The 12,118-nt window shown below is 72.1% G+C and carries 12 protein-coding genes; 7 read left to right on the plus strand and 5 right to left on the minus strand.

From position 1 onward, the window contains the following. Nucleotides 1-18: 18 nt before the first annotated feature. The 3 genes from OG594_RS12110 to OG594_RS12120 form a co-directional block, all read right to left on the minus strand. Nucleotides 19-252: a hypothetical protein gene (locus OG594_RS12110; RefSeq protein ID WP_030009585.1), complete on the minus strand. Its 234-nt coding sequence runs from the start codon at nucleotides 250-252 to the stop codon at nucleotides 19-21. Between the two features lie 96 nt (nucleotides 253-348). Beyond that, the gene (locus OG594_RS12115; RefSeq protein WP_266598045.1) at nucleotides 349-1,326 is read right to left on the minus strand and encodes a DEDDh family exonuclease; all 978 of its coding nucleotides are present in this window, start codon (nucleotides 1,324-1,326) and stop codon (nucleotides 349-351) included. A 186-nt stretch (nucleotides 1,327-1,512) separates the two neighbouring features. After that, complete coding sequence (locus tag OG594_RS12120; RefSeq protein ID WP_266598047.1) at nucleotides 1,513-2,160, minus strand: TetR/AcrR family transcriptional regulator; 648 nt, start codon at nucleotides 2,158-2,160, stop codon at nucleotides 1,513-1,515. A gap of 124 nt (nucleotides 2,161-2,284) precedes the next feature. On the opposite strand from OG594_RS12120, the gene OG594_RS12125 reads away from it, so the two are divergent. Genes OG594_RS12125 through OG594_RS12140 form a run of 4 tightly spaced genes read left to right on the plus strand, consistent with a single transcriptional unit; the run spans nucleotide 2,285 to nucleotide 6,547 of the window. Continuing rightward, on the plus strand, nucleotides 2,285-3,094 hold the full coding sequence (locus tag OG594_RS12125) for an acetoacetate decarboxylase family protein (protein ID WP_266598049.1): 810 nt from the start codon (nucleotides 2,285-2,287) through the stop codon (nucleotides 3,092-3,094). Nucleotide 3,095: 1 nt separating this feature from the next. After that, complete coding sequence (locus tag OG594_RS12130; protein ID WP_266598051.1) at nucleotides 3,096-3,980, plus strand: SDR family NAD(P)-dependent oxidoreductase; 885 nt, start codon at nucleotides 3,096-3,098, stop codon at nucleotides 3,978-3,980. A gap of 57 nt (nucleotides 3,981-4,037) precedes the next feature. Continuing rightward, nucleotides 4,038-5,327 (plus strand): amidohydrolase family protein, encoded by a 1,290-nt coding sequence (locus OG594_RS12135; protein ID WP_266602842.1) that lies wholly within the window; start codon nucleotides 4,038-4,040, stop codon nucleotides 5,325-5,327. After that, nucleotides 5,324-6,547, plus strand: coding sequence for an amidohydrolase family protein (locus tag OG594_RS12140; RefSeq protein ID WP_266598053.1), 1,224 nt, complete (start codon nucleotides 5,324-5,326; stop codon nucleotides 6,545-6,547). Before OG594_RS12135 ends, OG594_RS12140 begins: the two co-directional genes overlap by 4 nt. A gap of 645 nt (nucleotides 6,548-7,192) precedes the next feature. Here the strand turns inward: OG594_RS12140 and OG594_RS12150 are convergent. Then, nucleotides 7,193-7,393 carry a hypothetical protein gene (locus OG594_RS12150; RefSeq protein ID WP_266598055.1) on the minus strand — a complete coding sequence of 67 codons (201 nt, stop codon included), beginning with the start codon at nucleotides 7,391-7,393 and terminating at the stop codon, nucleotides 7,193-7,195. A gap of 124 nt (nucleotides 7,394-7,517) precedes the next feature. On the opposite strand from OG594_RS12150, the gene OG594_RS12155 reads away from it, so the two are divergent. From OG594_RS12155 to OG594_RS12165, 3 genes are all read left to right on the plus strand, one after another. Further along, nucleotides 7,518-8,459, plus strand: a complete 942-nt coding sequence (locus OG594_RS12155) for a sterol desaturase family protein (protein ID WP_266598057.1) — start codon at nucleotides 7,518-7,520, stop codon at nucleotides 8,457-8,459. An 80-nt stretch (nucleotides 8,460-8,539) separates the two neighbouring features. Beyond that, on the plus strand, nucleotides 8,540-9,142 hold the full coding sequence (locus OG594_RS12160; RefSeq protein ID WP_266602844.1) for a lysoplasmalogenase: 603 nt from the start codon (nucleotides 8,540-8,542) through the stop codon (nucleotides 9,140-9,142). A 56-nt stretch (nucleotides 9,143-9,198) separates the two neighbouring features. After that, the gene (locus OG594_RS12165; protein WP_266598059.1) at nucleotides 9,199-10,242 is read left to right on the plus strand and encodes a zinc-dependent alcohol dehydrogenase family protein; all 1,044 of its coding nucleotides are present in this window, start codon (nucleotides 9,199-9,201) and stop codon (nucleotides 10,240-10,242) included. A 93-nt stretch (nucleotides 10,243-10,335) separates the two neighbouring features. On the opposite strand, the gene OG594_RS12170 is transcribed toward OG594_RS12165, so the two are convergent. Then, nucleotides 10,336-11,892, minus strand: coding sequence for a S8 family serine peptidase (locus tag OG594_RS12170; RefSeq protein WP_266598061.1), 1,557 nt, complete (start codon nucleotides 11,890-11,892; stop codon nucleotides 10,336-10,338). Nucleotides 11,893-12,118: the final 226 nt, after the last annotated feature.

The raw sequence follows: 12,118 nt of genomic DNA on the forward strand, positions 1-12,118 counted from the left end.
GGTCGCGACGCGGGGGAGTCAGACGCGGTCGACGATGCCCACCTTCCCCTCGGCCCGGGCGCAGTGCGCCCCGCAGAACCACTGGCCCGCGACCTCGACGCCCTGGCCGATGATCGAGACCCGGCAGTGCTCACAGACGGGCGCCATGCGGTGGATGGCGCAGGAGAAGCAGTCGAAGACGTGCACGGCGCCCTGCGCGTGCACCTCGAAGGACATGCCGTAATCGTTTCCGCAGACCTCACAACGTGCCATGGGCCGAATGCTGCGCACGGGGAAGGAGCGGAACAAGATCCAGCGGGGTGAGTCGCCGCGCCTGCACCCGGCCGGCGCAACGGCCGGCCTCCCGGTTCAGGACGCGGCCGGGGCCACGTCCCGCAGCAGCTGGGTGAAGGCCGCCTCGTCGACGACCGGCGTGCCGAAGCTCTTCGCCTTGACCGTCTTGGAGGTCGCCGAATCGGGGTCGTTGGTCACCAGCAGGCTGGTGAGCCGCGACACGCTCGTCGCGATGTGCAGGCCCGCCTCGACCGCGCGGTCCTCCAGCAGCTCCCGCTCCACCGAGGTGTCACCGGAGAAGGCGATCCGCATGCCCTGCTTCAGCGGCTTGCCGTCCTCGAAGCGCCCCGGATTGGGGTGCGGGCACGGCGGCCGCTTGCGCGAGGGCCGCCAGCTGCCGCCCCGGTAGGAGGCCTGGTACCCGACCCGAGGGGTGACGGCGGAGTCCGACCACTCCGTCAGCGGCCGGCATTCCAGCAGGGGCAGCCGTACGCCGCCCTGCGCGGCCGCGTGCAGCGAGGGGCGGAACGCCTCCGCGAGCACCCGGGCGTCGTCGAGCGCGTGGTGGGCGCGCTGCTGGACCACGCCGAAGTGCGCGGCGAGCGACTCCAGCTTGTGGTTGGGCAGCGGAAGGTCCAGTTCCTTCGACAGGGCGATGGTGCACAGCCGCTGACGGACCGGAGCGGTCGCGGCGGCCCGCGCGTACTCCCGGGCGATCATCTGCCAGTCGAAGATCGCGTTGTGCGCGACCAGTACCCGGTCCGCGAGCCGGTCCGCGAACTCGCCCGCGATGTCCTCGAAGAGCGGGGCGTCGGCGAGCATCGCGCTCGTCAGCCCGTGGATCCACACCGGTCCCGGGTCCCGCCGCGGATTGACCAGCGTGTACCAGTGGTCCTCCACGTTGCCCTGGGCGTCGAGCCGGTAGACGGCGGCGGAGACTATCCGGTCGTCGCGCGCGAGCCCGGTGGTCTCCACGTCGACGACCGCGTACCCCTGTGGGTACGCGGTCGGCCACATCGTGTCTGCGGTCGTACGGTCGTCGAGCATGGTCACAGAGGATATCGGCCCCGACTGACACCCGTGGCCGCGCCGGCGCTTCCCGGCCGCCAACCCGGGGCGCCGACCGCCGTGGAGGCCAGCACGTCCGTCCGGATCGCGCGGGCCGACCAGCCGGGCCGCGAAGACTTCGGTGTCCTCGCCCGAGCCCCGGCGGACGGGCCCGGGAGCGCGCGGGGCGATTCATCCCGGCGGGGCCGCGCCGGCCGCCGGGTCCGGCGGGAGCAGGGCGTGCACCAGGGCCCGTACGGACAGCAGGAACAGCCGGTCCGGGTCCGCCGGACGGGCCAGGGCGCGGGCGAGGGCCGGGTCGTGGGGGGCCGCGGCCGGGTCCCAGAGCTCGCTCTCGGCCGGGGACTGCGCGGGGGAGCGTTCGCGGTTGCGCTCGACGAGCAGGTACCCGACCACCTGGAACTGCACGGCTCGGACCGCGTCCGCCGCCCGGGCGCCGCGCAGCCCGGCGGCGTGCACCTCGTGGACGAGCGCCTGCTGGGCGGGCAGGAACATCCGCTCGGTGAGCCCGCGTTCGTGGACCATCGCGATCAGGTGGGGACGGATCCGCAGTTCGCGGCGCAGGATCCGGGCCACGGCCAGGATCCGGTCGGCGGGGGTGCGGCCGGTGGGCCGGATCGCGCCCATCTCCTCCACGGTCCGCTCGACGAGGGCGTCGAGCAGCGATTCGCGGTTGCCGACGTGCCAGTAGATGGACGTCACGGCGGTGCCCAGCTCGGCGGCGAGCCCCCGCATGGTGAGCGCGGCCGGACCGTGCTGCATGACCAGGGACGCGGCGGCGTCCAGCACCTCGTCGCGGGTGAGCGTGGTTCTGGCCACGGCGTCCACCACCAATCTGTCGGATCGTCAATTCTGGTCCGTGCAGGGGTCTTTACCCTTCATCGGTGGCGGTGTAACTGTGTTACAGAACCGACTCCCCCCGAGCCGAGGGATGGTGCGAGACATGGCACGCGTACGGTACGGAGCGCGGACCGAGGCCGAGATCGCGGCGTCGCGCGAGAAGAGTTCCAAGCTCCCCGACATCTGGTCCACCGGCGTCGTGGCCGTCTGGGAGAGCGACCCCGACGTGGTCGCGGCGGTCCTGCCGCCGCCGCTCAAACCGGCCGACCGACCCCTGGTACGGGCCAACATCAGCAAGGTCGACCTGCCCGGCTACCCGCTCGGCGCCGGCTCGGTGGCCGTCGCCGCCCAGCACGGCGGGGTCGAGGGCTGGTACCCGCTGGTCATGCCGATGACCCTGGAGCGCGCCCTGACCGGCGGCCGCGAGGTCTTCGGCGAGCCGAAGAAGCTCGGCGAGGTCACCGTGGAGCGCGACGGCCTCGTCGTACGGGCCGCTCTCGCCCGGCACGGGATCGCCTTCGTCGAGGTGCGCGGGGCGGTGGACCGCGCGCTGCCGCTGCCCGAGCCCTCCCAGAAGACCGACTTCTACTTCAAGTTCCTGCCCGCCGTGGACGGTTCGGGATTCGACGTGGACCCGGTGCTCGTGCACTGCACGCGCAACGAGAAGGTCCGCAAGCTGGAGCACATCACCGGAGACGTCGTGCTGCGCGAGTCGATGTTCGATCCGGTCGCCGACCTTCCCGTCCGCCGGCTCGTGGAGATCACCATCGGCGAGAAGACCACCGACCAGAAGGGCCGGGTCGTCGAGCGGGTCAGCGCCCAGGCCCTGCTCCCGTACGTCCACCAGCGCTACGACGACCCCATGCAGATCCTCGACGCGCCCCCGGAGGGATCGTCAGGGGGGAGGGGCTGACATGCGACTCGAACCAGGACAGGTGGCCGTGGTCACCGGAGCCGCCAGCGGCATCGGCCTCGCCATGGCCCGCCGCTTCGCCGCCGAGGGACTGAAGGTGGTCCTCGCCGACGTCGAGGAGGGCGCCCTGCGCAAGGCCGCCGACGAACTCGTCGCGGACGGGGCCCAGGTGCTCGCCCGGGTGGTCGACGTCAGCGACCGCGACTCCGTGATCGCGCTGGCCGACGCCGCCTACGAGGCCTTCGGCGCCGTGCACGTGCTCTGCAACAACGCGGGCGTCGGCTCCGGCGCCGAGGGCCGGATGTGGGAGCACGAGCCCAACGACTGGAAATGGGCCTTCTCCGTCAACGTGTGGGGAGTCTTCCACGGCATCCAGGCCTTCGTCCCCCGCATGATCGCCGCCGGCGGCCCCGGACACGTCGTCAACACCTCCTCCGGCGACGGCGGCATCGCCCCGCTGCCCACCGCGTCCGTGTACGCCGTCACCAAGGCGGCCGTGGTCACCATGACCGAGTCGCTCTACGCCCACCTCAAGGCGGAGGGCGCCCCCGTCGGGGCCTCCGTCCTCTTCCCCGGACCGCACATGCTGCGCACCGGGTTGTGGGAGTCGCACCGCAACCGGCCCGAGCGGTACGCGAAGGAACGCCCGCGCAAGGCTCCGTACCGCAGCCTCGACCAGTACGAAGCGGCGATGCGGAAGGCCGGCCACGAGGTGCGGTTCACCCCGGTCGAGGAGGTCGCCGAGCACGTCGTCGACGGCATCCGAGCCGACCGCTTCTGGATGCTCCCGGCCGGCGAGCACAGCGACCGGCAGATCCGTGCCCGGTCGCAGTCGATGCTCGACCGGACCAACCCCGGCTACCTGGAAAGCTTCATCCTCGACTGAGGGGCGTCTGTGGTGAGTACGAACGAAGACCGGCCCGGAAACCCGACCGAAGACCGGATCGAAGACCGGACCGAAGACCCGTACCTGATCATCTCCTCCGACTGCCACGCGGGCCTGCCCACCGAGCAGTACCGGCCCTACCTCGACTCCCGCTTCCACCCCCAGTTCGACGAGTTCCTCGGCGAACGCGACGCCCGCCGGGCGGAGGCCACCCGCCTCGGCGTCCGCAACGAGGCCTTCGCCGAGAAGTGGTTCCACGACCACGAGGAAGGCCTCAAGGGCGGCTGGGACACCGGGCAGCGGCTGAAGGAACTCGACGGCGACGGCGTGGCCGCCGAAGTCGTCTTCCCCGACGCGGACGCCGTCGACAGCCAGACCGCCGCCCCCTTCGGCGTCGGCCTCGGCCTCTCCGGGGACCAGGACCCCGAGCTCGGCATGGCGGGCGCGCAGGCGCACAACCGCTGGCTCGCGGAGTTCGTCGGGCAGCACCCGGAGCGGCACTGCGGAGTCGCCCTGCTCCCCGTCACGGGCGAGCCGAAGAAGGTCGTCGCCGAGATCCACCGCGCCAAGGAGTCCGGGCTGGGCGCGCTGATGATCCCCGCGATGTGGGTGGACAAGGCGCCCTACCACGACCGCCGCTACGACCCCGTATGGGCGGCGGCCGCCGAGGCGCAGATGCCGATCGTCACCCACTCAGGGTCCTCGCCGCGCCACGAGTACGGCGACCACCTGGGCATCTTCGTCTCCGAGGTCACCTGGTGGCCGGCCCGCCCGCTGTGGTTCCTGCTCTGGTCGGGGGTCTTCGAACGCCACCCGGGCCTGAAGTTCGGCGTCGCCGAGGCGGGCTGCTGGTGGCTGCCGAACCAACTGTGGTTCATGGACCGGCTCTACCTCGGCGCGCACGGCGGCAAGAAGCTCTCGCCGTTCGAGGAGCTGAAGCGGCCGCCCAGCGAGTACCTGGACCGCCAGGTGTTCATCTGCGCGACGAACACCAAGCGCCGGGAGCTCGCGCAGCGCTACGAGATCGGCGTGGACAACATCCTGTGGGGCTCGGACTTCCCGCACCCCGAGGGCACCTGGCCGAACACCCGGGCCTGGTTGAAGAACACCTTCCACGACATCCCGGTCGCCGAGACCCGCCGGATGCTCGGGCTCGCGGCGGCCGAGGTCTTCGGCTTCGACACCGCGAAGCTGGCCCCGATCGCCCGCCGGATCGGCCCCACCCCGGCGGAACTGGGGCAGTCCCCGGACCAGGCGGCGGTGGAGTCCTCCTGGGCCCGCTCCCGCGAGGTGGGCCGCCATTGGCTCACCGACCACGACTTCCCGGTCCTGGGGGTGAACCCGTGACGTCCGAGGACCGCTACACGGTGATCTCGGCGGACTGCCACGCGGGCGCCGACCTGCTGGACTACAAGCCGTACCTGGCCAAGCGCCACCGCGAGGACTTCGACGCCTGGGCCGCCACGTACGTGAACCCGTACGAGGACCTCCTCGCCGACACCGCCGACCGCAACTGGAACTCGGCGCGGCGCCTGGCGGAGCTGGAGGCGGACGGCATCGTCGCGGAAGTCCTCTTCCCGAACACCGTCCCGCCGTTCTTCCCCAAGGCCTCCCTGATGGCCCAGCCCCCGACCGCCGCCGAGTACGAGCTGCGCTGGGCGGGGCTGCAGGCCCACAACCGCTGGCTGGCGGACTTCTGCGCGGACGCCCCGGGCCGGCGGGCGGGCGTCGCGCAGATCCTGCTGAACGACGTCGACGCGGCGGTGCAGGAGATCCGCCGCACGAAGGCGGCCGGTCTGACGGGCGGCATCCTGCTGCCGGGCGTCCCGCCCGGCTCCACCGTCCCCGAGCTGTACTCCGCCGCGTACGACCCGATCTGGGCGGTGTGCGACGAGCTGGACGTCCCCGTCAACCACCACGGCGGCTCGGCCTCACCGCCGCTCGGCGACGAACCGGCGGCCCGGGCCGTCTTCATGGTCGAGACGACCTGGTTCTCGCACCGCGCGCTGTGGCACCTCGTCTTCGGCGGGGCCTTCCGCCGCCACCCGGGCCTCAAGCTGGTCCTGACGGAGCAGGGCTCCGGGTGGATCCCCGGGGTGCTGGAGATGCTGGACTACTACCACGGCCGCTTGGTCGCGGCATCGGCCACGGCCGAGTCCAAGTTCGGGGCGGGCCTCGCGGAGTCGATGGGCCGGGGCCCGAGCGAGGTCTGGCGGGACAACTGCTTCGTGGGAGCGAGCTTCATGCGTCCCCACGAGGTCCCGCTGCGGGAGCGGATCGGGCTCGACAAGATCATGTGGGGCAGTGACTACCCCCACGACGAGGGCACCACCCCCTTCTCCCGCGAAGGCCTCCGCATCGCCTACGCGGGCCTCCCGCGCGAGGAGGTCGCCGCGATGGTCGGCGGCAACGCGGCCCGCGTGTACGGCTTCGACCTCGCCCTGCTGGACGCGGTCGCCGCCAAGCACGGCCCCCTGGTCTCTGAGATCGCGCAGCCCCTGACGGAGATCCCGCCGGGTGCCACCAGCCCGGCGTTCGCCCGGGGAAGCTCGGTCCGCGTCTGGTGACCCCGTCCCCGCCCGGGCGGCTCAGGTGCCGTACATCGTGAGCCGCTCCGGCGGGAACCCCTCCGTGCCGGTCAACCGGGTGCGTCCCGACGTGACGATGCGCAGGTCGGGCAGGTCGGGCGTGGCCCACCGCCATGCGGATCACGTCGTCCCGGGAATCGTCCTGCGCGTTCTTCACCAGCATGCCGAAGTCCCGCGACTCCACCGCCGCCTTGGCGCCCAGGTAGTCCTGGAAGGTGCGGGGGACGAAGACCACCGAGCCCGGCACCGGTTCCAGGAGCACACCGCTGCGGATCAGCAGGTGGGTGAAGACCTGCTCCTGCGCGTAGCGCTCCTCGAAGGCGTATGCCGTCCCGGCCCCGGTGGCGCCCAGACGGTCCACCGCTCGCGCCAGTTCGCCCGTCCGCCGGACCGGTTCCACATCCGCCCGGGCCCCGAAGCCCGGCAGGGTCGTCACGTACTCCGCCTCGTGCGCGCAGCACAGCCGGACCAGCCGTCCGTACAGGGTCTCCGCGGCCGGGCTCAGGCCCGTCGGGGGTCCGGGGAGGGCCGCCGCCAGGGCCGACGGGTCGAGGTCCGCCGCGAAGGCGTCCCCCGGCCGCGTCCAGTGCCGCCAGGCGCTCGTGCTCCGGCAGCGCCGCGCACTCACTCCGGGCCGAGGCGCTCCGCCAGGGCTTCGGCCAGGCGGCGCATCTCGCCGTCGCCGAGTTCCGCCGGAGGCTTGCGCCACCGCGGGGCCGGCCGTGCCGGGTCGGCCGCCAGGCCCGCCCCCGGAGCCCGGGCCAGGAGGGACTTCACCAGCGCCCCCGCCGCCGTCCCCGCCACCCGTAAGAGAACCGTCTCCAAGCCCGTCGTGCCCCGCCCTCCCCCTGGCTCTTACATCATCCCGTGAACCGCCGGTAACACCGATGGATACCGATCGGTAACAACCCCTAGCGGCACCCCCGAGAGCGCCTCTATCGTGCGGGACATGCCGAACCTGCCCGATGTCGTGCTGTGGTCCATACCTGCCTTCGTGCTGCTCACCGTCATCGAGGTGGTGAGCTACCGGCTCCATCCCGACGAGGACGCCGCCGGCTACGACACCAAGGACGCCGCCACGAGCATCACCATGGGGCTCGGCAGCATCGGCTTCGACCTGCTCTGGAAGATCCCGGTCGTCGCCGTCTTCACCGCGGTCTACGAACTGACCCCGCTGCGCGTGCCGTTCCTGTGGTGGACCGCCCTGCTGATGCTGCTCGCACAGGACTTCCTCTACTACTGGCAGCACCGGCTCCACCACGTCATCCGCATCCTGTGGGCCTGCCACGTGGTCCACCACAGCAGCCGGCGGTTCAACCTCACCACCGCCCTGCGCCAGCCCTGGACCAGCGCCACCACTTGGTGGTTCTACCTGCCGATGGTGGCCCTCGGAGTGCACCCGGCGGCGATCCCCTTCTGCTACGGGATCAACCTGCTCTACCAGTTCTGGGTCCACACCGAGCGCATCGGAAAGCTGCCGCGGCCCTACGAGTACGTCTTCAACACCCCCTCCCACCACCGGGTCCACCACGCCTCGCAGGGCGGCTACCTGGACCGCAACTTCGGCGGCATCCTGATCGTCTGGGACCGGATGTTCGGATCCTGGGTGGGGGAGACGGACAAGCCCGTCTACGGGCTCACCAAGAACATCGGCACCCACAACCCGCTGCGCGTGGCCACCCACGAGTACGCGGCCATCGCCCGGGACGTGCGCGCCGCTGGGAGTTGGCGCCAGCGGGCCGGACACGTCTTCCGCGGCCCCGGCTGGCAGCCCGCGCCCGCCGTCGTACCCGCGCCCGCAGTCGTACCCGCACCCGCATCCGCGCCCGCTCCGGCCACCGGTGCCGCAGCCGACCCCGCCGCCCCGGCCGTACAGGAGACCACCGCGTGAGCACCGCCGAGTACCCGGGCCGACCCGCCCCCGCCTGGGCGGCGGACCAGGCGCCCGCCGGCCGGTCGCGCCTCGGCCGCATCGCCCTCCTGGCCTTCGCCGTGGCCGCCGCCGTCGACCTCGGCTCGCTGCTCGCCGGCTGGCACCTCGGGCACGTCATCGCCAAGCCCCTGCTGATGCCGCTGCTCGTGACCCACATGGCCACCCGGGGCGCGCCCCGACTGCTGCTGGCCGCCCTGCTGTTCGGCTGGGGCGGGGACCTGGCGCTGCTCTTCGACGCCGAGCCCGCCTTCCTCGTCGGCATGGGCTCCTTCGCCGTCGGGCACGTCTGCTACCTCGTCCTCTTCGGCAAGCGGCCCGCGAACGCGCTCCTCGGGGGCGCGTACGCGCTCGCCCTCCTCGGCGCCGTCGCCCTGCTGTGGTCCGATCTGCCGACCGACCTGCGGATCCCCGTGGCCGGCTACAGCCTGCTGCTCACCGCCATGGCGTTCCGCTCCAGCGCCCTCGGCCTGCGGGCGGGGATCGGCGGCGGGCTGTTCCTGCTCTCCGACACGCTCATCGCCACCGGCGTCGCCGCATGGCCCCAGCTGCCCCGCCCGGACTTCTGGATCATGGCCACGTACCTGGCCGCCCAGTACCTGTTGGCCACTGGCACGACCTCCCGGGAAGCAGGCGTACGGTAGGACGGTTCCACAGTCGTACAAGACTGAACGATTCCGAACCGGAGGACTGCACCACCATGCGCGCCACCGTCATCCACGCCCCGCACGACATACGCGTGGAGGAGGTGCCCGACGCTGCGATCCAGCGCCCCGAGGACGCCGTCGTCCGCGTCCTGCGTGCCTGTATCTGCGGCAGCGACCTGTGGGCCTACCGCGGCGAGGCCGCGCGTCAGCCCGGTCAGCGCATCGGCCACGAGTTCCTGGGCGTCGTCGAGGAGACCGGCTCCGCCGTGTCCGGCCTGCGGGCCGGCGACCTCGTCGTCGCGCCCTTCATGTGGTCGGACGGCACCTGTGAGTACTGCTCCGAGGGCCTCTTCACCTCCTGCGAGCACGGCGGCTTCTGGGGCTCGGTCGGCCACGACGGGGGCCAGGGCGAGGCCGTCCGCGTCCCGCACGCCGACGGCACCCTGGTGAAGCTGCCCGCCGAGGCCGTTTCCGACGACCACCTGCTGACCGGGCTGCTCGCGCTGTCCGACGTCATGGGCACCGGCCACCACGCCGCGCTGGGCGCGGGCGTGCGCGAGGGCTCCACGGTCGCCGTCGTCGGCGACGGCGCGGTCGGCCTGTGCGGCGTCCTCGCCGCCAAGCGCCTGGGCGCCGAGCGGATCATCGCCCTGGGCCGCCACACCGTACGTACGGACATCGCCAAGCTCTTCGGGGCCACCGACGTCGTCGCCGAGCGCGGCGAGGCCGCCGAGGCGGCCGTGCGCGAGCTCCTCGGCGGCCGGGGCGCGCACGCGGTCATCGAGGCGGTCGGCACCGAGCAGTCGATGCGCACCGCCGTGAACATCACCCGCGACGGCGGGGCCATCGGCTACGTCGGCGTCCCGCACGGCAGCGGCACCGGCCTCGACCTCGGCGTCATGTTCGACCGCAACATCACCCTGCGCGGCGGTGTGGCCCCGGTCCGCGCGTACATTCCGGAGCTGCTGGAGGACGTGCTCAGCGGCGCGATCGACCCGGCGCCCGTCTTCGACCGGGCCGTGTCCCTGGACGAGGTCCCGGACGGCTACCGGGCGATGGACGACCGCAGTGCGCTCAAGGTGATGATCAAGCCCTGACCTGCCGGACGGCCGGCCGGACAGACGGACGGACGGGAGGACGGGCCGGGTGGGTGATCCCCGCCCGGCCCGTCCGCCCCGCCCCGACGGGAGTTACTTCACGGCCTTGAGGGCGTCGATCACGCCGTAACCGTAGTAGCCCGTCTGGCCCCACTTGCTCGTGCACGTGGTGGCGTCGATCAGGGTGCCCGCGGCGTCGTATATCTGCGTCGGGCAGGCCGCCTTCGTGGCCTGGGCCTTCAGCATCGCCTGGAGCTGCGAGGGCGTGGCCGACGGGTGGGCGCTCTTGAGGAGCGCCGCGACGCCCGCGACGTGCGGGGCGGCCATCGAGGTGCCCTGCTTGTAGCCGTAGCCCCCGCCCGGGACGGTCGACAGTACGCGTCCGTTGGCGTCCGGGGTGTCCGGGACCTGCCACTTGTCGCCGCCGGGGGCGGCGACGTCCACGACCCCGAGGCCGTAGCTGGAGTAGTACGAACGCAGGCCCTTGTCGCCGGTCGCGGAGACCGTGACCACGCCCGGCAGCTGCGTGGGCAGGTCCAGGCAGACCTTCGGGTCGATGGTGCGCGGCACCGGGGTGGTGTCGTTCGGGCTGGTCGTGTCCTCCAGGGAGGCCGCGGCCAGGTCCTGGTTGGAGTTGCCGGCCGACGCGATGTGGAGCGTGCCCTTGCGCTCGGCGTACTTGGTGGCCCGGCCGATGGCCTCCACCAGCGCCTTCTGGTCGTCGTCGGACTTGCAGTTGAAGAGCCACGGGTCGACGTAGTAGCTGTTGTTGGTCACCTCGATCCCCTTCTCGGCGGCGAACATGAAGCCGCAGACGACCGCCTCGGTGTAGAAGAGGCTGGTCCCGGGCTCGCTCACCTTGATCGCGGCGATCTTCACGCCCGGCGCGACACCGCTGATGCCGATGCCGTTGCGCGCGGCTCCGATGGTGCCGGCCACGTGCGTGCCGTGGTCGCTGCCGTCGGGGTACGGGCGCCAGGCGCCCTCGGTGGTGTCGGCGACGCCGCCCACGCAGTTGGCCGACTGGCCCTTGGAGAAGTTCGGGGCGAGATCGGGGTGGGTGTCGTCCACTCCCGTGTCGATGATGCCCACCGTGACGTTCCGACTGCCATCGTTGATCTCGTGAGCCTTGTCGGCCTTGATCGTCCGCAGGTCCCACTGGTTGGGCTCCAGCGGCTCCTGACCCTCCTGGGCCGCTGCCGCCGCCTTGGCGGCGTCCGCCGGGCCGAGCTGCTGGGTCGCTCCCTCCTCGGTGGTCCGCGCCGCCGACATCGGGGCCGTCCGGGTGGCGCCGACCGAGACGAACAGGCCGCGCTGGGCGCGCAGCTGCTGGGCGAAGTCCGGGTTCTGGGAGTGTGCGACCACGACCCCGATCTGCTCGTAGGCCGTCACCACCGTTCCGCCGGCCCGCTCAACGGCCTTCTTCGCCGCCTTCACCGTGGCGTACGCGTTCAGGTTGGCCACGTACGACAGCTTGGGGCCGGAGGCATCGGCCTTCGAGGTCGTCGCCGTGTCGGCCGCAGCGCCCAGCGGGGCGGCCGAGGCCGAGATCGCGGGCAGGAAGGCGAGCGAGGCGGTGAGCGCCAGGCCGACGGGTACGGCGAGAGCACGGCTGCGCTTCTTGGGCGCACGCGACCCCAGCTGATCCATGGGTTCTCCAGGTCATCTTCGAAAAAGCCGCCCGGACGCGGTCACGTCGGACGGGTTCATGACAAGCGAACCTAGCGTCGCCGTTCCCCTCTCCGCCATCAGTTCGAGAAATCAGTTCCCCAAGAATCAACCGGTGTTGAACCGTCCCGACGCGCCGTCCGTGCCGTTGACAGGGGGGCTCGGCACCACCGTCCCCCCACACGGAGGTTGTTTTGTCCGTCGTCCC

The organism is Streptomyces sp. NBC_01214 (assembly GCF_026340975.1).
GTDB lineage: Bacteria > Actinomycetota > Actinomycetes > Streptomycetales > Streptomycetaceae > Streptomyces.

What these genes read in the sequence shown, in the direction of transcription:
- OG594_RS12155 (WP_266598057.1), top strand. Translation starts at nt 7,518, where the DNA reads ATGCCGAACCTGCCCGATGTCGTGCTGTGGTCCATACCTGCCTTCGTG.
- OG594_RS12110 (WP_030009585.1), bottom strand. Translation starts at nt 252, where the DNA reads ATGGCACGTTGTGAGGTCTGCGGAAACGATTACGGCATGTCCTTCGAG.
- OG594_RS12170 (WP_266598061.1), bottom strand. Translation starts at nt 11,892, where the DNA reads ATGGATCAGCTGGGGTCGCGTGCGCCCAAGAAGCGCAGCCGTGCTCTC.
- OG594_RS12125 (WP_266598049.1), top strand. Translation starts at nt 2,285, where the DNA reads ATGGCACGCGTACGGTACGGAGCGCGGACCGAGGCCGAGATCGCGGCG.
- OG594_RS12165 (WP_266598059.1), top strand. Translation starts at nt 9,199, where the DNA reads ATGCGCGCCACCGTCATCCACGCCCCGCACGACATACGCGTGGAGGAG.
- OG594_RS12130 (WP_266598051.1), top strand. Translation starts at nt 3,096, where the DNA reads ATGCGACTCGAACCAGGACAGGTGGCCGTGGTCACCGGAGCCGCCAGC.